The organism is Agromyces cavernae (assembly GCF_021044935.1).
Classification (GTDB): domain Bacteria; phylum Actinomycetota; class Actinomycetes; order Actinomycetales; family Microbacteriaceae; genus Agromyces; species Agromyces cavernae.
On sequence record NZ_JAJNMP010000002.1, the window covers coordinates 739,931 to 758,615 of the forward strand.

18 protein-coding genes are annotated in these 18,685 nt (G+C 68.9%); 3 read left to right on the forward strand and 15 right to left on the reverse strand.

Going from position 1 to position 18,685, the window contains the following annotated elements; all coding sequences use genetic code 11:
- Positions 1 to 43 precede the first annotated feature (43 nt).
- The 3 genes from LQ757_RS09510 to LQ757_RS09520 all read right to left on the reverse strand — a co-directional run bounded on the left by LQ757_RS09510 (position 44) and on the right by LQ757_RS09520 (position 3,023).
- Positions 44 to 1,021, reverse strand: a complete 978-nt coding sequence (locus LQ757_RS09510) for a cytochrome b/b6 domain-containing protein (protein ID WP_231046967.1) — start codon at positions 1,019 to 1,021, stop codon at positions 44 to 46.
- A 96-nt stretch (positions 1,022 to 1,117) separates the two neighbouring features.
- A complete protein-coding gene (locus tag LQ757_RS09515; RefSeq protein ID WP_231046968.1) occupies positions 1,118 to 1,978 on the reverse strand; it encodes an alpha/beta fold hydrolase in 861 nt (286 codons plus the stop codon).
- A 79-nt stretch (positions 1,979 to 2,057) separates the two neighbouring features.
- Positions 2,058 to 3,023: an alpha/beta fold hydrolase gene (locus LQ757_RS09520; protein ID WP_231046969.1), complete on the reverse strand. Its 966-nt coding sequence runs from the start codon at positions 3,021 to 3,023 to the stop codon at positions 2,058 to 2,060.
- Between the two features lie 53 nt (positions 3,024 to 3,076).
- On the opposite strand from LQ757_RS09520, the gene LQ757_RS09525 reads away from it, so the two are divergent.
- Entirely contained in the window at positions 3,077 to 4,033 is a 957-nt protein-coding gene (locus LQ757_RS09525) for a helix-turn-helix transcriptional regulator (RefSeq protein WP_231046970.1), read from the forward strand.
- A gap of 80 nt (positions 4,034 to 4,113) precedes the next feature.
- Here LQ757_RS09525 and LQ757_RS09530 read toward each other — a convergent pair whose 3' ends face one another.
- Genes LQ757_RS09530 through LQ757_RS09545 form a run of 4 tightly spaced genes read right to left on the reverse strand, consistent with a single transcriptional unit; the run spans position 4,114 to position 7,680 of the window.
- Positions 4,114 to 5,310: an ABC transporter permease gene (locus tag LQ757_RS09530; protein ID WP_231046971.1), complete on the reverse strand. Its 1,197-nt coding sequence runs from the start codon at positions 5,308 to 5,310 to the stop codon at positions 4,114 to 4,116.
- On the reverse strand, positions 5,307 to 6,005 hold the full coding sequence (locus LQ757_RS09535) for an ABC transporter ATP-binding protein (protein ID WP_231046972.1): 699 nt from the start codon (positions 6,003 to 6,005) through the stop codon (positions 5,307 to 5,309). Before LQ757_RS09535 ends, LQ757_RS09530 begins: the two co-directional genes overlap by 4 nt.
- Positions 6,002 to 7,078, reverse strand: a complete 1,077-nt coding sequence (locus LQ757_RS09540; RefSeq protein WP_231046973.1) for a peptidoglycan-binding protein — start codon at positions 7,076 to 7,078, stop codon at positions 6,002 to 6,004. Before LQ757_RS09540 ends, LQ757_RS09535 begins: the two co-directional genes overlap by 4 nt.
- Positions 7,079 to 7,122: 44 nt before the next feature.
- Positions 7,123 to 7,680, reverse strand: coding sequence for a hypothetical protein (locus LQ757_RS09545; RefSeq protein ID WP_231046974.1), 558 nt, complete (start codon positions 7,678 to 7,680; stop codon positions 7,123 to 7,125).
- Positions 7,681 to 7,823: 143 nt separating this feature from the next.
- Between LQ757_RS09545 and LQ757_RS09550 the strand changes: the two genes are divergently transcribed.
- Positions 7,824 to 8,483, forward strand: a complete 660-nt coding sequence (locus LQ757_RS09550) for a response regulator transcription factor (protein ID WP_231046975.1) — start codon at positions 7,824 to 7,826, stop codon at positions 8,481 to 8,483.
- Entirely contained in the window at positions 8,467 to 9,699 is a 1,233-nt protein-coding gene (locus LQ757_RS09555) for a sensor histidine kinase (RefSeq protein ID WP_231046976.1), read from the forward strand. The genes LQ757_RS09550 and LQ757_RS09555 overlap by 17 nt, the downstream gene beginning before the upstream one ends.
- A gap of 96 nt (positions 9,700 to 9,795) precedes the next feature.
- Here LQ757_RS09555 and LQ757_RS09560 read toward each other — a convergent pair whose 3' ends face one another.
- The 8 genes from LQ757_RS09560 to LQ757_RS09595 form a co-directional block, all read right to left on the reverse strand.
- The gene (locus LQ757_RS09560) at positions 9,796 to 11,175 is read right to left on the reverse strand and encodes an APC family permease (RefSeq protein ID WP_231046977.1); all 1,380 of its coding nucleotides are present in this window, start codon (positions 11,173 to 11,175) and stop codon (positions 9,796 to 9,798) included.
- Positions 11,176 to 11,304: 129 nt separating this feature from the next.
- Positions 11,305 to 12,336 (reverse strand): agmatine deiminase family protein, encoded by a 1,032-nt coding sequence (locus LQ757_RS09565; protein WP_231046978.1) that lies wholly within the window; start codon positions 12,334 to 12,336, stop codon positions 11,305 to 11,307.
- A 169-nt stretch (positions 12,337 to 12,505) separates the two neighbouring features.
- Positions 12,506 to 13,141 carry a TetR/AcrR family transcriptional regulator gene (locus tag LQ757_RS09570; RefSeq protein WP_231046979.1) on the reverse strand — a complete coding sequence of 212 codons (636 nt, stop codon included), beginning with the start codon at positions 13,139 to 13,141 and terminating at the stop codon, positions 12,506 to 12,508.
- Positions 13,138 to 14,184: an oligopeptide/dipeptide ABC transporter ATP-binding protein gene (locus tag LQ757_RS09575; RefSeq protein ID WP_231046980.1), complete on the reverse strand. Its 1,047-nt coding sequence runs from the start codon at positions 14,182 to 14,184 to the stop codon at positions 13,138 to 13,140. Before LQ757_RS09575 ends, LQ757_RS09570 begins: the two co-directional genes overlap by 4 nt.
- Positions 14,181 to 15,155 (reverse strand): ABC transporter ATP-binding protein, encoded by a 975-nt coding sequence (locus LQ757_RS09580; protein ID WP_231046981.1) that lies wholly within the window; start codon positions 15,153 to 15,155, stop codon positions 14,181 to 14,183. Before LQ757_RS09580 ends, LQ757_RS09575 begins: the two co-directional genes overlap by 4 nt.
- Positions 15,152 to 16,021 (reverse strand): ABC transporter permease, encoded by an 870-nt coding sequence (locus LQ757_RS09585; RefSeq protein WP_231046982.1) that lies wholly within the window; start codon positions 16,019 to 16,021, stop codon positions 15,152 to 15,154. The genes LQ757_RS09580 and LQ757_RS09585 overlap by 4 nt, the downstream gene beginning before the upstream one ends.
- A complete protein-coding gene (locus LQ757_RS09590) occupies positions 16,018 to 16,962 on the reverse strand; it encodes an ABC transporter permease (RefSeq protein ID WP_231046983.1) in 945 nt (314 codons plus the stop codon). The genes LQ757_RS09585 and LQ757_RS09590 overlap by 4 nt, the downstream gene beginning before the upstream one ends.
- A gap of 3 nt (positions 16,963 to 16,965) precedes the next feature.
- Complete coding sequence (locus tag LQ757_RS09595; RefSeq protein ID WP_231046984.1) at positions 16,966 to 18,492, reverse strand: ABC transporter substrate-binding protein; 1,527 nt, start codon at positions 18,490 to 18,492, stop codon at positions 16,966 to 16,968.
- Positions 18,493 to 18,685: the final 193 nt, after the last annotated feature.

The window sequence follows — 18,685 nt, forward strand, 5'->3', positions numbered from 1 at the left end:
CGAACGACGTGAGTCGCTGCGCATCGGCCCGCCGCGGCTGTGCTCAGCGCTGGGTTGCCGGCGGCTGCTCCGCGGACTGCTGCGGCTGCGGCATCCGTCGCACGGTACCGAATCGCTCGGCGATCGGCACCAGCAGCAGCGGCCGGGCGAGGACCCACCCGCCGATCATCGCGACGATCGACAGCGCGAAGATCGCGAAGCCGATCCAATCGTCGCCCTCGCGCGCCGCGTACATGTGGTTGAGGTTGCGCAACGCGCCCGTCGCGAGCACGAGCACGACGTGCACGAACGTGAACAGCAGGAAGAACAGCATGACCGGGTAGTGCACCGCTCGGGCGAAGCGCTCGGGCGGGGCCTTCGCGAGGGCGCCGCGCATCGGCCATCCCGGCGAGAGCCGAAGCCCCGTGAGGATCGCGAGCGGGGAGGCGATGAAGACGATCGCGAAGTAGGCGAGCACCTGCGCGTCGTTGTACGAGACCCACGAGTTCTCGACGGGCCATTCGAGCGAGAGGTACTGCAGCACGACCGAGATCGAGTTCGGCACCACCGACCAGTCGGTCGGGACGATGCGCATCCACTGGCCCGTGGCGAAGAGCAGCACGACGTAGACGACGCCGTTCAGCACCCAGAACGCGTCGACGACGAGGTGCAGCCACACCGAGATGCCGAGGCGGCGCGGGGCGCCGTCGGTGCGCGGCCATCGGGTGTTGTCGCGCGTCCAGAACGCGGGCGGGCGTTCCTTCGACCGCACGATCAGTCCCGTGCGCACGATCATCACGAGCAGGAAGGCGTTGAAGAAGTGCTGCCATGCCAGCCAGGCCGGAATGCCCACCGGCGCGCCGTCGGGCAGGTCGGCGTGGCCGGGATACTCGGCGATGAACGCCTGCACCTCGGGCAATGTGCGCAGACCGCGAGCAATGAGCACCGCGATGCCGAGCAGGAGCACGGCGCCGCCCGCGATCAGGAGGAGGCGCTTCACGGAGAGGCCCGCGAAGAACACGGAGCGCGAGGATGACGGCACGCCTCACAGCGTGACAAACGCGGCTGCCCGATGCAAACCCGGATGTCACGGAAGCTCGCATGCCCGGCGAGTGGCATCGCGGGGTGCCGCTTCGGCTCAGCCCTCGGGAGCCACGTCCTGCCACCCGGCGCCCGCGGGTGCGTCGAGGAACGTCGTGACGACGTCGCGGACGAGGTCGGTGCGGGCGAGCCCGAAGAAGTGGGTCGTGCCCGGGAACACCGCGAGCTGCGAGGCGGGGACGCCTTCGAAGTCGCCGTTCACGTCTCCCCCGCGCAACTGCAGGAATCTCACCGCATGGTCGAGCCTGACCATGTCGCAGTCGCCGACCGTGATGAGGGTCGGGGCGGCGATTCCGCGGATCTCGTCGTCGGTCCATCCGTTCTCGCCCGCGCCGTACCGTGAGATCTTGTCGAGCAGTCCCTGCAGATGCTCGAGGTCGGGGTGCGGCGACACCGCGAGGTAGCGCTGCTCCATCGGCGTGCCGGCGATCATGTCGACGGTCATCTCGGAGGCGGCCTCGGTGTTGTCGCCCCGGTCGCCCTCGGGCCGGAACGACACCGACGACACGACCAGCCTTCGCACGAGCTCGGGATGATGGACCGCGAGGTGCAGGGCGACGGCACCGCCGACGCTGAATCCGAACACGTCGGCCCGGTCGACGCCGAGGTACGCGAGCAGCGCGACGACATCGGACGCCAGCGCGGCAGTGCCCAACGGTCGATCGATGTCGTTGGTGCGGCCGTGGCCCTGGAAGTCGGTGGCGATCACGCGGCGACCGGCCGAAAGGCCGGGGATCAGCGCCCCGAACTGCTGTTCGATGTCGAAGAGCCCTCCGTGCAGCAGCACGAGCGGCGTGCTCTGCTCCCGGTCTCCGTCGCCGTGCACTTCGTAGTACATCTGCATTCCGTCGACCGTCGCGTAGCCGGTCTCGGGTGCTGCGGTGTTCTCGTTCGGCATCGGCACTCCCTCGTCTCGTCGATGGACTCATCCCACCTTGACACTGCAGGAGTGCCGACGCGAGGGCCGGCCTGAGCCGCTAGCTGGCATCCTGTCGTTCCAGCCACTCCAGCATCACCCGGCTCGTCTCTTCCGGCCGCTCCTCCTGAATCCAGTGACCGGCATCCAGGTTGGCGACCTCCACGTTCGGCACGAACTCCGTCAGCCGTTCAGACCTCGCAACCGCATCCCGGTCGCCGTAGATCATGAGTGCGGGCTGGTGGATGATCGGATCGACGTCGGCCAGCAGGCGCCAGTTGCGGTCGAGGTTCCGGTACCAGTTGATGCCGCCCGTGAACCCTGACGCTTCGAAGGCGGAGACGAAGACGGCCAGTTCGCGGTCGCTCATCAGCGGCTCGCCGAGCGGCGTATCGGCTCTGGCGAGATTCATGAACGCCATCCCCGGCTGAGGCGCCATGGGAGGCTCGTTCTTCCGGTACAGGTTGCGAAGGAAGCGGGCGGTGTTCTCGTCGAGTACCGCGTCTGCAACGCCCGGCTGTCGATTGAAGTGGACGAAGTAGAAGTCGCCGCCGAGCACCTCCTCCATGAACTCGATCCAGGGCTTCTCCCCGCGCTCCTGGTAGGGCAGGCTCAGGTTGATCACCCTGTTCACACGGTTCGGATGCAGCAGGGTCAGCCCCCAGACGACGAAGGCACCCCAGTCGTGCCCGACGAAGGTGGCATCCTCGTAGCCGTAGTGATCGAGCAGCGCGACGAGATCGCCCGACAGGTGTTCGATGTCGTAGTCCGTGACCTCGCTCGGACGGGACGAGTTGCCGTACCCCCGCTGGTTCGGGGCGATGACGTGGTAGCCCGCAGCGACGAGCGCGGGCACCTGATGGCGCCAGGAGAAGGCGAGCTCCGGCCAGCCATGGCAGAGCACGATGGGCTTTCCTGCGTTCTGGCGGCCAGCTTCGAAGACCTCGAGTTCCACCCCGTTCACGCGAACGGGGGTGGGCTCGGGAAACTCGATTGGATGGGCAATGGGGCTCGTCGAGAGTGTCATGTCGCCACGCTATCCACCTGAACCGGTCACCTCATGACCGGTTTTCTGTGAAAATGTTGTCCGTGCGAACCGACCGACTGGTGGCCATCCTGCTCATGCTGCAGCGGCGCGAACAGGTGACCGCAGCTGAGGTCGCTCGAGAGCTGGAGGTCTCCGAGCGCACCGCCCGCCGCGACCTCGATGCCCTGGCGATGGGCGGGGTGCCCGTGTACTCCGTGCAGGGCCGAGGCGGCGGCTGGCGCCTCCTGGGCGGCGCCCGCACCGACCTGTCCGGGTTGACCGCGGGTGAGGCCCGCGCCCTGTTCCTGGTCGCCGGCCCGGCCTCGGCCGCGACGCCGGCCGTGAGAGCCGCGCTGCGCAAGCTCGTCCGCGCCCTGCCCGAGCCCTTCCGGGCGCAGGCCGAAGCCGCAGCGTCGTCGTTGGTCATGGACCCGGAACGGTGGGGGTCGAGTCGGGTCGAGCAGCGACCGCCTCGCTTCCTCGACGAACTCCAGGACGCGGTGATCCGCGGCGTCCAGGTGCGGCTCGGCTACGTCGACCGCACCGGCGCCGAGACCGAGAGAACCGTCCACCCGCTGGGCATCGTCGCCAAGGGACCGTCATGGTACCTCGTCTCCGACACCGAGGCCGGGCGGCGGACCTTCCGGATCGACCGCGTGTCATCCGTCGACCCGACGGACGATCCCGTGCACCGCCCCGAGGGCTTCGACCTCGCCGAGAGCTGGCGCGAGATCGCCGACGAGGTCGACCGCAGGCGAACTCCCCTCGAGGCACAGGCGGTGTGCGTTCCCCATGGGATCAGCGTGCTCCGGATCGCATTCGGCGGTCGGCTCGAGGTGGGTGGCTCGACGACCGACGGCCGCATCGAGGTCGTGATCCGCGGCCACGACGAGTACATGCTCGCCGGCGAGCTCGCCGGGCTCGGCGAATGGGTCGAGGTGACCGGCCCCCCAGGTGTGCGCGACCATCTGGCCTCGATCGGCAACGCGCTCGTCGAGCGATACGGCTGAGACCGTCCCAGCGCCTCCTGCGCCGCAACAGACGGATGCCCGATGGCGGGGCGTGCCGGCGTTGATGGCGGATCGGATCGTCACCCCGAGAGGGCCGTGGTCGGCGAGGTGCGTGCCGCCCGGATGGCGGGGAGCACCCCGGCCACCGCTCCGACGACGACCGTGACGACCACGCCTGCCACGAGCACCAGCGGCGGGATGGCGACGATCCAGCCGTTGGCGCGTGCGACGAGGGCTGTGATGAGCCAACCGATCACCGTTCCGACGAGTCCGCCGTAGGCGGCGAGCAGCATCGCCTCGACGAGGAACTGCGAGCGGATGTGCCGGCGGGTGGCTCCGAGCGAGCGGCGCATGCCGATCTCCCGACGGCGTTCGAGGACCGAGATCACCATGGTGTTGGCCACGCCGATGCCGCCGACGAGCAGTGCGATGGAGCCGACCCCGACAAGCAGTCCCGTGAACGCCTGGTCCACGGTGTTCTTGGCCGCGAGCGCGTCGGATGGACGGCTCACCTTCACCTCGTTGGGCGATTCCGGGTTGATGGCGCCCGGGAGCAGGTCGCGGACGTCGGCGACGAGCGCATCGTCGGAGCGCTCGTAGATCGTGGTCGGCGAGCCGTCGAAGTCGAAGAGTTCCATCGCGATGTCCGGCCCGATGATGGCGGCCGAGTCGAGTTCAGGTGCGAGCGGCGAGCGATCGAGTATCCCGACGACAGTGAACTGGTTCCCGCCGATCCACACGCTCGAGCCGACATCGCGGATGCCGAGCTTCTGCGCGGCGCGCTCGCCGAGGACCACGGCGGGATAGCGTTCGGTGGCCGCGTTCAGCCGGGAGCCGCGGATGAGTTTCGAGCTCGTGGCGTCGAGAAGCGCGTTCTCGCCGACGACGACGGTGAGTCCGCCGGTCGCACCGGGGTCGACGGCGGCGTTGCGGTAGACGTTCACCTTGTCGAGTGTCGCGATCCAGCTCGCGGTCTCGACGCCGTCGATGCGGCGCACTCGTTCCACCGCGTCGGGCGGGAGCTTCGCGTCCTCGCCGAAGAAGTCGGTACCCGCGGACGCGGTCAGCATGTTCGTGCCGAGTGACGCGAGCTTCTCGCGGACGAGGGCCTCGCTCGAGGTCGAGATGCCGATGACCGCGATCATCGCGGCGATGCCGATCGCGATGCCGAGCGCGGAGAGCGCAGCCCGCATCGGATGGGCTTTCAACCCGTGGCTGCCGAGGCCGAGGAGGTCACCGAATCGCAGTCGTGATCGTCGTTCGGTCGCCGGCATCATGCCACCTCCAGCGTTCGGTCGTGCTGGTCGAGTTCGATGCGTCCGTCGCGGATCGAGACCCGGCGCGGGAGACGCGCGGCCAGCTCGACGTCGTGGGTGATGACGACGACGGTCGTGCCGGACCGGTTGAGCTCGTGGAGGATCTCGACGACGGCCGCGCCGGAGCGCGTGTCGAGGCTCCCGGTCGGTTCGTCGGCGAGCAGCAGCGGCGGCTCGCCGACGACGGCGCGGGCGATGGCCACGCGCTGCCGCTCCCCGCCCGACAGTTCGCTCGGGCGATGCCCCAGCCGATGCCCGAGCCCGACACGTTCGAGGGCGACGGCCGCGCGTCGCCGTCGTTCGGCGAGCGGCACCCCGGTGTAGAGCAGTCCGGTCGCGACGTTCTCGACCGCGGTGACGCCGTCGGCGAGGTGGAACTGCTGGAACACGAATCCGATGGTGTACGCCCGGAGTCCCGAGAGTTCGGCATCCGTGAGCGTCGTGGTGTCTTCGCCGGCGATACGGATGTCTCCGGAGCTCGCTCGGTCGAGCGTGCCCATGAGGTTCAGCATCGTGGACTTGCCCGAGCCGCTGGGCCCGACGATCGCGAGCATCTCGCCTCGTTCGACCCGGAGGTCGACCCCGGCGAGCGCCACGGTCGGAGGGCTCCCGTAGCTGCGGGTCACCCCGTGCAGTTCGATGATCGGCTCGGTCATTCGCCCACCACCACCCTGTCGCCCTCCTCGAGATCGCCGCCGGTCACCTCGACCATGCCGTCGGCGAACGCGCCGAGCTCGACGTCGACCATCTTGGTCTGCTTCCCGTTCACGACCTCCACGGCGAATCCGCCGCCGGGCCGGGCGAGCAGGGCGAGTACTGGCACCTGAAGGGCGTCCTCGGCCCTCACACGGGTGACGATGACGCTGACACTGACGTTGTCCAGACCGTCGGCGACCGCGAGGTCGTCCAGGGTGATCGTCAGCGGCAGTTTGAGCTTCTTCTCACCGCTCGTCGGGTCATCCTGTTCAACCGGCGTGCCGACGCCGGCGACCTTGCCCTTCGCCTCTGCGCCGTTCGGCAGCACCACGATCACCTCGGACCCGGCCGTTGCGATGGCACCGAGGTTGGGATCCACGGAGACGCCGATCTCCTTGCTCGTACCCGAGACGCCGAGCACTCCCGCGCCGGCTGCCGAGCCCACAGCGATCTTGTGCTGCGCGACACGCACGTCGGTCGGCGAGAAGACGATGCGGCCGAGCTCGATCGAGCCGGAATCGTCGAGGCCGAGAGACTCCTGCCATTCCTCGATCGCCCAGGCAGTGCTCTCCGCGAACTCCTGGTCGGGTTCGCGGTCGAAGAAGCCCAGATCCTTGAGGTTGCGTTCGAGCTGGAACACATCCGCCCCGTCCTCCATGCCGCTCTCGAAAGACCGCCACATCGGCAGCTCGCCCCGGAATAGCACCACGGGCCGGTCGTCGACCCGGAACAGCTCACCGCCGACGCCGACCACGCTGCCCACCCCAGGCAGACCGGTGATCGTGCCGGCGAGATTCGTGCCGAGATCGCGCGGGTCGCCGAAGCCCAGCTTGCCGCTGGCGCGCACCAGTTCGGTGAGATCCCCGCGTACGACGTCGGCGCTCTCGACGTTCACTTCCTTCCGATCCTCGGCTGCCGCCGTCGGCCAGGTGAGGTACCCGATGGCCGCCACCACCCCGATCGCGGCGACCGCCGCCGCGCCCATCAGGATGGGCTTGCGACGCGACCGACCCGGCGGGGGCGACTCGCTCACCCCACGCTCGAGTTCGGCGGAGTCCGGCCTTCGCGTCTCCATCATCACGCCTCCCCGCCGATCGAGCCGGCGACGCCGACGCCGGCCTCGCCCATGCCGGCCTCCTTGCTGCACCGATCGATGTCGGCCGTGTCCCAATCGGCCGGCATCGCCGGGCTCATCGCGACGCCGCCGTTCGGGTCGATCTTCGGGTCGGGGTAGTCGTAGCCGGCCTCCCGCATGCACTTCGCGAACGCGAGCATCTGCTCGTTGATCTCCTCGTTCGACGGCACGTCGGGGTCGGCCGGCGGCTCGCCGACCTTCTCGTAGCACGCGTTCGCGGCCTCATTCAGCGCATCGGCATCGTCGGCTTCCAGCACGCCGCTCGAGAGGTCGAAGCCCTTGTCCTTCATGCAGTCCTGGAACTTGTCGTTCCACTCCGCAAACATCGCGTCGGCGTCACTGCTCTTGAGTTCGCCGCCGGCCCCGGCGCTGGATCCGGTCTCGGCACCGGCACCTGCGCCGGGGGTCGTGGCCGAGCACCCGGCGAGAGCCACGGTCACGGCGACGGCGGCGAGGAGGGCGGCTGCGAAGCCGCGACGCCTGGTACGGATGGTGGTCATGATCGGTCCTTTCGGTACGTCCCCAGTGATGGAGCGATGACCAGTTCAGGCGATCGGCGGTTACGAGGCGGTAAAGCACGGCTCTGACGATTCCTTTACCGGGCGGATGCTTGAATGGCCGTCACCGAGAGAGGGGAGCGCGGATGCGCGTGCTCATCGTGGAAGACGAGGCCTACCTCGCCGAGGCCATCCGCGCCGGACTCGCCCTGGAGGCGATCGCCGCCGACGTCGTCGGCGACGGCGACGCGGCGCTCCTCGCCGTCGACGTGAACGAGTACGACGCGATCGTGCTCGACCGCGACATCCCCGGCACCCACGGCGACGAGGTGTGCCGCATTCTCGCGAGCCGCGACGCCCGTCCAGCGATCCTCATGCTCACGGCGGCCAGACGATTGCACGACAAGGTGGGAGGCTTCGAGCTCGGCGCCGACGACTACCTCGCGAAGCCGTTCGAGTTCCCCGAACTCACCGCGCGGCTGCGCGCCCTGGGTCGGCGCCGATTCACCGCACTTCCACCGCAGCTGGAACGAGCCGGTCTCACCCTCGATCCGTTCCGCCGGGAGGTCTTCCGCGACGGGCGGCACGTCGCGCTCAGCCGCAAGGAGTTCGCGGTGCTCGAGGTCCTGCTCCGCGCGGACGGCGGCGTCGTGAGCGCTGAGACGCTGCTCGAGAAGGCGTGGGATGAGAACGCGAACCCGTTCACGAACACCGTGAAGGTCACCATCTCGACGCTCCGCCGCAAGCTCGGCGAGCCGTGGGTGATCCGTACCGTCCCAGGGGTCGGCTATGCGGTCGACGAGTGAGGCGGGCGGCCGCGGTCTCGCGGCCCCGCACCGCTATCGGCTCACCGTGCGGATGCGCCTCGCCCTGACCTATGCGACACTGCTCACCGTCGCCGGGCTGATCATGCTCACGATCGTCTTCGTGTTTCTGGGACTCCTCACCACGTACGAGTTCGCGGCTCCGCTCTCCCCGGCGCTTCCTGCCGACCCGGCGACGCCGGCCGTCGGCGAAGGCGAGTTCGTTCCCGGCCCTGCCGTCCCCGCGGAGACCACCGAGGCGCTCGTCGTGAGTACGCGCAGTGAGGTGCAGACGCTCCTCCTGATCGTCTCGGGGGTGGTCCTGGTGCTGCTCGCAGTCGGCGGCATCTGGGCGGGGTGGCTCGTGGCCGGGCGGATGCTCCGCCCGTTGCAGTACGTCGGCGCGGCGGCCCGCCGGGCCGCACGCGGGCAGTTCGATCACCGCATCGCCTTGGCCGGCCCGCGCGATGAGATCACCGACCTCGCCGAAACCTTCGACGAGATGCTCGGCGAGCTTGAACGCTCATTCGATTCGTACCGCCGATTCGCGGCGAACGCCTCGCATGAGCTGCGCACTCCCCTCGCCACGACCCGGGCGATGCTCGACGTCGCGCTCGCCTCGGCCACCGAGGCCGAACGGCCACTGCTCACGCGCCTGCGCACCGCGAACGAACGCAGCGTCGACACCGTCGAAGCGCTCCTCGACCTCTCCGAGATCGAATCCGTCGCCGCCCGGAGGGAACCCGTCGAGCTCTCAGACCTTCTTGCCGAGGCCGTCGGCGAGGTCACCGCAGAGGCGAAGCACTCCGGGGTCTCCATCGAATCCCGGCTCGTGCCAGCGACCGTCGACGGCGACCGCTCCCTCCTCCGCCAACTCGCTCTGAACCTCCTCCAGAACGCAATCCGTCACAACGCGCCTGGAGGTCATGTGCACGTGAGCATCCGGTCGGGCGGCGGCGGACCCACGACCCTCGAGGTCATCAATGACGGAGACGCGGTTCCCGCCGACCTCGTCGAGCGGCTCGCCGACCCGTTCGTCCGGGGCGCGGGTCGCACGAGTCGGGCGTCGACGGCGGGCCGCGGCCTCGGCCTCGGCCTCTCGATCGTCGCGGCGATCGTCGATCGCCACGGGGCCGCGTTGCGACTCAGCCCGCGTGCGGAAGGTGGTCTCGAGGTGCGAGTGACCTTCCCAAGCCGACGGGCGCACCGGCCGGAGTGATCGCCGGCTCGTGGAGCGCGGGTTCCCGGCGCCCCGACACCGAGGTGGCGGATGCCACGGCGCGCGGCCGTGGCATCCGCCCATCATCACCTCAGATCACTCCTTCAGGTCGAGCATCGGCGTCGGCCGGCGGAACCCGCGGGTGACGATCGCGAGGATCACGACGCCGACCGCGAGCCACGACAGGCCGACGAGGAAGGTGCGCGGCGAGAGACTCGTCCAGAGCCACACGGTGAGTGCGAAACCGATCAGCGGCAGCACGAGGTTGTTCAGCATCGCTCCGCCCGTGCGCTCCTTGCGATCGAGGAAGTAGTGCTTGACGACCGAGAGGTTCACCGCCGAGAACGCGATGAGCGCGCCGAAGCTGATCATCTCGGCGAGGAGAGTGAGGTTGAACACGATCGCGAGCAGCGAGATCGCCGACACGATCGAGATGGCGATCACCGGCGTGCCGAACCGTTCGGAGAGCCGGCCGAACACCCGGCGCGGGAGCACGCCGTCGCGGCCCATCGCGAAGAGGATGCGCGAAACCGACGCCTGCGAGGTGAGCGCAGAGCCGAGCGAGCCGGCGATGTACCCGGCGGTGAACAGCACCGCGAGCAGCTGGCCGCCCGCGGCCTGCACGACATCGAGCGCGGCGGCGTCGACCGAGGTGAACGCGTTCGACGGGAACACGAGCTGGGCGAGATAGGACAGTCCGGTGAATGCAAGGCCGGCCGTGACGGTGGTGATCATGACGGCGCGCGGCACGGTGCGGGTCGGCTCCTTCGCCTCCTCCGCCAGGGTCGACACCGAGTCGAAGCCGAGGAACGACAGGCAGAGCACCGCGGCGCCCGCGAACAGCACCCCGAAGCCCTCGACGCTGCCGTCGCCGGTGAACGGCGCCAACGGGTCCATGGTCTGTCCCGAGAGCGAGACGAGGCCGAGCACGAGGAAGAGGGCGATGAACACGGCCTGCACGGCGATGATCACGAAGTTCGTGCGCGTCACCGAGACGATGCCCACGACGTTCAGCACGGTGACGACCGCGATCGAGGCGAGGATGAACACCCATGCCGGCACGGCAGGGAACGCCGCCTCGAGATAGATGCCGATGAGCAGGTAGTTGATCATCGGCAGGAACAGGTAATCGAGCAACAGGGCCCAGCCCGCGAGGAACCCGACTCCGCCGCCGAAGCTGCGCTGCGTGTACACGTACGCCGAGCCCGCGTAGGGGTACGCCACCGACATCCGTGCGTACGAACGCGCCGTGAACACCATCGCGACGAGGGTGATCGCGTACGCCATCGGCACCCGGCCGCCGGTGAGCTCGGTGACGATGCCATAGGTCGTGAACACGGTCAGCGGAACCATGTAGACGAGCCCGAACAGCACCAGCGAGGGCACGCCGAGGACGCGCTTGAAGCGGCCTCGGGTGACCTGCGCGGTGGCGGTGGTGGGCGAGATCAGCGGCTCGGGAGCTCGTGCCTCGGTCATGGCGGTTCCTTTCGGGTTGACCGCGACGCTTCAGTGCGGCGCGGAATCGGGGGCTTCCTGCGAAAGCGGTGGCACGGACCGGATGCAGGACACGGCGCGACGGGGATGCCTCGCGCCGTGCCGAGCGGGCTACTTTCCGGCGACGACTCCCGCGGGAACCTGCTGGGTGATGCAGTGCGGGCCGCCGCCGCCGAAGGCGATGGTTGCGCCGGGGACACCGACGATCGTCCGGTCGGGGTAGACCCCGCCGAGGAAGTCGAGCACGTCGGCGTCGTGGCCGTTGTCGCCGATCGGGACGATCACGGCGCCGTTGGCGAGGTAGTGGTTCGCGTAGGAGACCTCGGCGTCGAGGTGCGGGTCGAGGAAGTCGATGTCGAGGGAGCGGCCCGCCGCGTCAGGGGTCTCCTGCAGCCGGGCGAGGTTGGCGCGAGCGCGCTCGTACTCGGATGACGCGCGATCGGACGGCACCTCGAGCAGAACCCGCCCCGGCGCGATGTATTGCGCGACGCCATCGATGTGCCCGTCGGTGCCCGCGGGGCCGACGTCCAGGCTGTGCCCGTACGGCAACCAGGTGATGGTTGAGACGCCGAGGTAGTCCCTGAGGCCCTGTTCGATCTCAGCCTTCGTCAGGTGCGGGTTGCGGTTCGGGTTGAGCAGGCACTGCTCGGTCGTGATGAGGGAGCCCTCGCCGTCGACGAAGAACGCGCCGCCTTCGAGCACGAACGGCGCACGGAAGAGCGGCACGCCGAAGTGCGCGGCGAGGCGGTCGGGGATGAGGGCATCCTGGTCGTGCGGATGCCAGCGGTTGCCCCAGGCGTTGAAGCCGAACTTGACGGCGGCGACGTCGCCGTTGTCGTTCGTGACGAAGGCCGGGCCGCTGTCGCGCGCCCAGGAGTCGTCGACCGGCACTTCGAGCGGTTCGACGCCGGTGCCGCAGAGGTCGACGACCTCGGCGGCGAGGCCGGGGTTGCACAGCATCACGACCGGCTCGAAGGCGGCGATCGCCCGCGCCACCGCCGCGTAGTCCCGCTTGGCCTCCTCGAAGCGGTCCTGCCACAGCTCGCGGCGCGCCGGCCAGACCATGACGCAGGCGGCGTGCGGCGACCATTCGGCCGGCATCGAGAAGCCGGCCTCGGCCGGGGTGGGCATCGTCTCAGTCACGAGGGACCTCCATTGGTACGTGGCGTTCTCGCCCATTTTGGATGACAACCAATTTTATTGCAAGCGCGGTTCTCCGCCGGGAACAACCGTGCTGCGGGCATGCTGAAGCACGCCGCTGCGCGGGTCGCAGGGCGTCGGATCAGGCAGACTCGGGTCGGACCGGGCCGGGTCAGGCCGCGTCGATGGGCGCCGGCGCGGCCAGGAGTGCCGCACTCGCCCGGGCGCACATCTCCAGCATGCGATCGCGATCGAGGTGCGGCGCTCCGACAGTGAGCTGGATCGAGAGTCCGTCGATCGTGGCGGAGATGAGTTCGGCGATCACGTCCAGGTCGTCGAACGCGAAGTCGCCGCGCTCACGGCCGTACTCGAGCACGCTGATGAGGATCTGCCGCCAGCGGTCGTCGAGTTCGTTGTGCACCTCGGCGACGGTGTCGTCGGTGGCGGCATCCGACCAGACCTGGAACCAGAGGATCCAGCCAGGGTCGCCGCGCCCGTTCGACGCCGAGAGATCGATGAGCCGCTCGAGCCTCGTCCACGGGTCGGCGATGCCGTCGAGCTCGGCCTCGACCTGTTCGACGAGCGCTTCCTCGCTCTGCCGGATGGACAGCATGAGGAGTTCGGTCTTCGAGGGGAAGTAGTAGGTGACGTGGCCCGGGGTCATCCCGGCGCGTTCGGCGATGTCGGAGACCCGAACGTTCGCGAGCCCGAGCTCGGCGATCGCCTTGGCGGCGGCATCCATGACGAGCTCTTCGCGTGCCTTGCCCTTCGCGCGCCGCCCTGTCACTCCCGTCGTCCTTCCGCTCATCGCGTCACCATCCTAACCAGCCGGCCCTGATCTGGTTCTCCCCCACCTCGATGCGCGCTCTCGTCCGGCCGGTTCGTCCAGGCGAAGTGGCAGGCCGCATGCTGTGCCGCGGTCGGGCCGAGCAGCGCCGGCTCGGTCTCGCGGCAGAGGTCCTGCGCGATCGGGCACCGCGGATGGAAGCGGCATCCCGACGGGATGCTGTGCAAGCTGCCCGGCTCACTGCCCAGCGCCGTGTCGCCCGATCGCCGCTCGACGCCCATTCGCGGTGCAGAGGCGAGCAGCGCCGCCGTGTAGGGATGGCGCGGGTCTCGGAACAGGTCTTCGGTCAGCCGGTCTTCGACGACCTTGCCGAGGTACATCACGACGACGCGGTCGCTGATGTGGCGCACCACGGCGAGGTCGTGCGAGATGAACAGCAGGGTGAGCCCGAGCTCCGTCCTGAGCTTCTGGAGCAGGTTGAGGATCGCGGCCTGCACGGAGACGTCGAGCGCCGCGACCGACTCGTCGGCGACCAGGACCTCGGGTTCCAGCGCGAGGGCACGGGCGATGCCCACGCGCTGTCGCTGCCCGCCCGAGAGCCGGCGCGGGTAGGCGTTCAGGAGCGAGACCGGCAGTTCGACGAGCTCGAGGAGCTCCCCGGCGCGCTGGTGCACCTGCTCGGCCGGCACCATGTCGTGCACTCGGAGCAGTTCGCGCAGCGTCTGTCCGATCGTCATCGAAGGGTTGAGGGATGCGCTCGGATCCTGGAAGACCATCTGGATGCGACGCGTCTGCTGCGGCGTGCGGCGCGTGCCCAGTTGCTCGCCATCGAGCGCGAACGTGCCGGCGGACAGCGGGGCCAGCCCCACGAGCGCCTTGGCCAGCGTCGACTTGCCGCAGCCGGATTCACCCACGATGCCAACCGATGCGCCGCGTTCGACGACGAGGTCGATTTCGTCGATGGCATGCACGACCGGGTCGGGTCGGCGGCGCAGGCGCGCCAGCGATGCGGACCCGACGCGATAGCTCACGGTGAGCCCGCGGGCGTCGATGATCGGGCTCATGCGCTCGCCTCCATCAGTACCTCGGGGTGGATACACGCCGTGGCACGGTGTTCGTCGCCGGCAAGCGTGTAAGGCGCCTGACGGCAGTCATCCCGTGCGAACGCGCACCGCGCAGCGAACCGGCAGCCGCTCGGGAACTCCCGTGGATCGGGCGGGGAGCCCGGGATCGTCGCCAGCGCTCCCCCACCACCCTGGAAGGACGGGGCCGACGCGAGCAGCGCTGCGGTGTACGGATGCCGCGGCGAACGGAGCACCTCGTCCACCGGGCCGGTCTCGACGATCCGTCCGGCGTACATCACGGCGACTCTGTCGCACACCTCCGCGACGACCGCGAGATCGTGCGAGACGAAGACCATCGACATACCGCGTTCCTCCCGGAGGCGCCGAAGCAGGCCGAGGATCTGGTCCTGGATCGTCACGTCGAGCGCGGTGGTGGGTTCGTCGCAGAGCAGCAGCTCGGGCTCGGTCGCGAGCGCGGCGGCGATCATGACACGCTGCCGCAAGCCGCCGGAGAGCTCGTGCGGCCACATTCGGGCTCGCCGTGCGGGGTCGGGGATGCCGACGCTCGCCATCAGTTCGATGACCCGTGCCTTCGCGGCACGGCGCGACAGCCCGCTGCGAACGCGGACTGCCTCAGCGATGAGGTCGCCGGCCCGCATGGTCGGGTTCAGTGCGGTCATCGGCTCCTGGAAGACCATCGCCACTCCGTGGCCGCGCACCTGTTCGACATCGCCGCTGATCTCGCCGCGCTCGAATGCGAATCGGATCGACCCGTCGGACTCGCCGCCAGAGGGCAGGAGGCCGAGGACCGCGCGGAGCGAGAGGCTCTTGCCCGAACCGGACTCGCCGACGATGCCCAGCGACTCGCCGGCCGCGACGTGGAAGGATACGCCGTCGACGGGGCTCAGCGTGCGGCCGCCGAGGGTGAGCTGCACGTGGAGGTCGTCGACGCTCAGCACGGTCCGGCTCATTTCCTCGTCCATTCTTCGATTCCCTCTCCGATGAGGCTGAGACCCAGCCCGAAGCCGACGACGACCAGCCCGGGCACGGTCGAGAGCCACCACTGCTCACGGATGTACGGTTGGCCGGCCGCGATCATCGCACCCCACTCCGGGGTGGGGGCTTGGATGCCGAGTCCGAGGAACGACAGCGCGGCAAGGCCGAGCGTCGCGCCGACGATGTCGGATGGCAGGTACACCAAGGTCTGTCCGACCGAGTTCGGGAACACGTGGCGCCAGAGGATGCGTCCCGGCCGCAGCCCCGATGCACGCGCCGCGGCGACGTAGTCGAGGCTCCGCACACGGAGCACTTCGGTGCGGATGAGGCGTGCGTAGGCGACCCAGGCGATCAAGGTGAAGGCGACCAGGATCGAGGTCACCCCAGGGCCGAGCACGAACACGAGCGCGATGATCAGGATGTACGTGGGGAAGGCCTGCACGACGTCGGAGATGCGCATGATCACGCCGTCGACCCAGCCGCCACGGAAGCCGGCTACCGCCCCGAGCACGGTGCCGAGGATCGCGGGGAGCGCGGCGCCGAGGAACCCGACCAGCAGGTCGACGCGCGACGCGAAGATCAGCCGGGAGAGCACATCACGGCCGAGCTCATCAGTGCCCAGCCAGTGCGCCCAGCTCGGCGACGCCAGCGCGTTCACGATGTCCTGCTCGAGCGGGTCGTACGGTGCGATGAGAGGCGCGAACACGGCAACGAGCACGTACGCGGCGACGATCAGCGCTCCGACCCAGACGCGACGCGGCATCCGAACCCGCTCGACGCCGGCGATCGCGTGGCTCGGAGTTGCTGCGGCCGCGATGGCCGCGGTGGATTCCACACTCATGACTCCACCTCCAGGCGTGGATCGGCGATCGACGTGATGATGTCGGCAATCAGGAACACGAGGACAACGACGATGGCGAACAGCAGGGTGTACCCCTGGATCGAGGGGATGTCGCGCTGGCGGGCAGCGAGCACGATGCCCTGGCCGATCCCGGGGAGGGCGAACGTCGTCTCGATCACGACCGCCCCGAACAGCAGGTACCCGATGTTGAGAGCGAGGATGGAGACGGTGGGCGGTGCCGCGTTCCGCAGGACGAACTTCGACATGATCCGGCCGTGGCCGACACCCAGCGACCTGGCAGTGGTCACGTACTCGGCGCCGAGCACCGCGATGATGCTCGCCCGCAGGCTCCGCACCTGCAGCGGCGCGATGGAGAGTGCGAGCGTGAGCGCTGGCAGCACGATCGAGCGCAGATGCTCCGTGGGTGTCTCGCCGAAGCCGCCGACCGGGAACCAACCCGTCGGCAGCGCGATCGTGAGGATCAGGATGATGCCGACCCAGAATGATGGCATGGCGAGCGCGACCAGCCCGAACCCGCGCGTGGCGTGGTCGAACGCGCGGTCGGGGCGTCGCGCCGAGGTGATCGCCAGCGGCACCGAGATCGCGAGCGAGAGCAGTGCGCCGAAGCCCAGGAGCCAGATCGTGACTGGGAGGCGTTCGGCGATGATGCTCGTCACTGCCTCGTTCGACTTGAACGAGTAGCCGAGGTTTCCGGTGAGCACGTCACCGATGTAGCGGAAGTACTGCACGATCGCCGGATCGTCGAGGCCGAGCTGGTCGCGCACGAGCTGCAGCTCGGCCTCGGAGGCGCGTAGGCCCACGATCAGCCGGGCCGGATCGCCCGGGGTGACCTTGAGAATGAGGAAGACCAGGAGCACGATGCCGAAGAGGAGCGGTATCGCCAGCGCCAATCGTTTGGCGATGAACAGGTAGCGGTTCATTCCTTACTCGGCCACCTTGATCGTGTCCCAGTAGTACATCCCCCACGGCGCTGCTGCGAACCCGGAGACCCGCTCGCTCACCCCGTGCAGTACCTGGAACTCGGACAGGCTGATCGCCTGGGCGTTCTCGAGTGCCTCGTTCTGCACGGCCTCCACGATCCGCTGCTTCTCCTCGGCCGATTCGGTCGCGGAGTAGGCGAAGAACTGCTGCGTGACGGTATCCGTCTCGAACCCGGTGAACAGCCACGACGTGCCCTGGATCCAGCCCAGTGGGTCGACCACGTCCGGCGAGACGGCGCCGTACGACCAGAGCACCAGGTCGGCGTCAACCCCGTAGGCCCGGCTCAGGAACGCTCCGGTCTCCAGGGCCGTGAGCTTCACTTCGATGCCGATCTCCGCGAGGTTCGCCTTGATGACCTGCCCCACGAGGTGGTCGGTCGCGTTGGCGGCGTCGTAGATCAGTTCGAGCTCGCCGACGTTCGGGTCGGCCGACTCGGCCAAGAGGTCCTTCGCCCGCTCCAGGTCCATCGTGAACGGCGCCTCGCTCGGCGGCGCCCAGTTTGCGAGGTTCGGGGGGATGATCCCGCGCGGTGCGGATCCGTAGCCCTTGAAGGCGCCCTCAGTGATCGAGTCATAGTCGATGGCGTAGGCGATCGCTTTGCGCAACTGAGGGTCGTCGAGGGGCGCCCGGGTGGTGTTGAAGCTCAGGTGCTCGACCTGGCCGACGGGGAGCGCGACGAGCGCGTCGCCGTACTGCTTGGCATCGATCGACGAGACGTACTCCGAGATGTCAACCTGGCCGGCTTGGAACTGCGCCCCGCGTTCGGTGGCATCCGGGAGGACATCGATCACAACCTTCTCGAGATATGGACGGCCCTCCTGGTAGTAGTGCGGGTTCTTCTCGAGGGTGATCTGGCCGCCCGGTGACCAGTCGGCGACGGTGAACGCACCGGCCGCGACGGGCTTCGCGAAGTATTCCTTCTTCGTGCGCCCCCCGAAGTCCGCCGGGAAGATGGCGGACGACGACCAGGTCATCAGCACCGGAAGCGTCGTGTCGGGCTGCGCGAGCGCGAACACCACCGTGCGGTCATCGGGTGTGGTGACGCCCGTGATCTTCTCGTAGAGGGAGCCGTAGTTGGAGCCCTCCGCCCACACGCCCGCCGAGAACACCACGTCGGCCGAGGTGAGTGGGGTGCCATCGCTGAACCGGGTGTCGTCCTGGAGCACGAACGTCCAGGTCATCGCGGCGGGGTCGTACGTCCACGACTTCGCCAGGCCCGCCTCGACTTCGGTTCCGTCAGCGCTGAAGCGGAGCAGCGGCTCGAGCACGCCCTGCAGGGTCTGGTACGTGGAGTAGGCCGCCGCCTTGTCGGGGTCCCAGCCGTCGAACGACTCGGAACGGGCCACGTGCAGGGTGCCGTCGGCGTCGGCAGGGTCCGACGCTCCGTCTCCGGGGCTGCATGCCGCCAGTGCGGCGACCACGAATGCGGCCGTCAGGGCCGACAGCGCCTTCGTCATGGAGGGGGCCATGATGACTCCTGTCTCCGATGACGACGTCGTCATCGGAACGAATTTGGATGATATCCAAACATGATCATCGCGATCCGCCCGGTTGTCAACTCGTTCGGTCGATCTTCCGCGCCCGCCCCGTATCAGTCGTTGCTGGTGGTCTCGGTCCGCACGCCGACCACCGCGGTGAACACGCGGACCGCGATGATCGCCT

What these genes read in the sequence shown, in the direction of transcription:
- LQ757_RS09580 (WP_231046981.1), bottom strand. Translation starts at nt 15,155, where the DNA reads ATGAGCCGGACCGTGCTGAGCGTCGACGACCTCCACGTGCAGCTCACC.
- LQ757_RS09560 (WP_231046977.1), bottom strand. Translation starts at nt 11,175, where the DNA reads ATGACCGAGGCACGAGCTCCCGAGCCGCTGATCTCGCCCACCACCGCC.
- LQ757_RS09515 (WP_231046968.1), bottom strand. Translation starts at nt 1,978, where the DNA reads ATGCCGAACGAGAACACCGCAGCACCCGAGACCGGCTACGCGACGGTC.
- LQ757_RS09575 (WP_231046980.1), bottom strand. Translation starts at nt 14,184, where the DNA reads ATGAGCCCGATCATCGACGCCCGCGGGCTCACCGTGAGCTATCGCGTC.
- LQ757_RS09595 (WP_231046984.1), bottom strand. Translation starts at nt 18,492, where the DNA reads ATGGCCCCCTCCATGACGAAGGCGCTGTCGGCCCTGACGGCCGCATTC.
- LQ757_RS09545 (WP_231046974.1), bottom strand. Translation starts at nt 7,680, where the DNA reads ATGACCACCATCCGTACCAGGCGTCGCGGCTTCGCAGCCGCCCTCCTC.
- LQ757_RS09525 (WP_231046970.1), top strand. Translation starts at nt 3,077, where the DNA reads ATGTTGTCCGTGCGAACCGACCGACTGGTGGCCATCCTGCTCATGCTG.
- LQ757_RS09590 (WP_231046983.1), bottom strand. Translation starts at nt 16,962, where the DNA reads ATGAACCGCTACCTGTTCATCGCCAAACGATTGGCGCTGGCGATACCG.
- LQ757_RS09555 (WP_231046976.1), top strand. Translation starts at nt 8,467, where the DNA reads ATGCGGTCGACGAGTGAGGCGGGCGGCCGCGGTCTCGCGGCCCCGCAC.
- LQ757_RS09570 (WP_231046979.1), bottom strand. Translation starts at nt 13,141, where the DNA reads ATGAGCGGAAGGACGACGGGAGTGACAGGGCGGCGCGCGAAGGGCAAG.
- LQ757_RS09520 (WP_231046969.1), bottom strand. Translation starts at nt 3,023, where the DNA reads ATGACACTCTCGACGAGCCCCATTGCCCATCCAATCGAGTTTCCCGAG.
- LQ757_RS09550 (WP_231046975.1), top strand. Translation starts at nt 7,824, where the DNA reads ATGCGCGTGCTCATCGTGGAAGACGAGGCCTACCTCGCCGAGGCCATC.
- LQ757_RS09535 (WP_231046972.1), bottom strand. Translation starts at nt 6,005, where the DNA reads ATGACCGAGCCGATCATCGAACTGCACGGGGTGACCCGCAGCTACGGG.
- LQ757_RS09530 (WP_231046971.1), bottom strand. Translation starts at nt 5,310, where the DNA reads ATGATGCCGGCGACCGAACGACGATCACGACTGCGATTCGGTGACCTC.
- LQ757_RS09585 (WP_231046982.1), bottom strand. Translation starts at nt 16,021, where the DNA reads ATGAGTGTGGAATCCACCGCGGCCATCGCGGCCGCAGCAACTCCGAGC.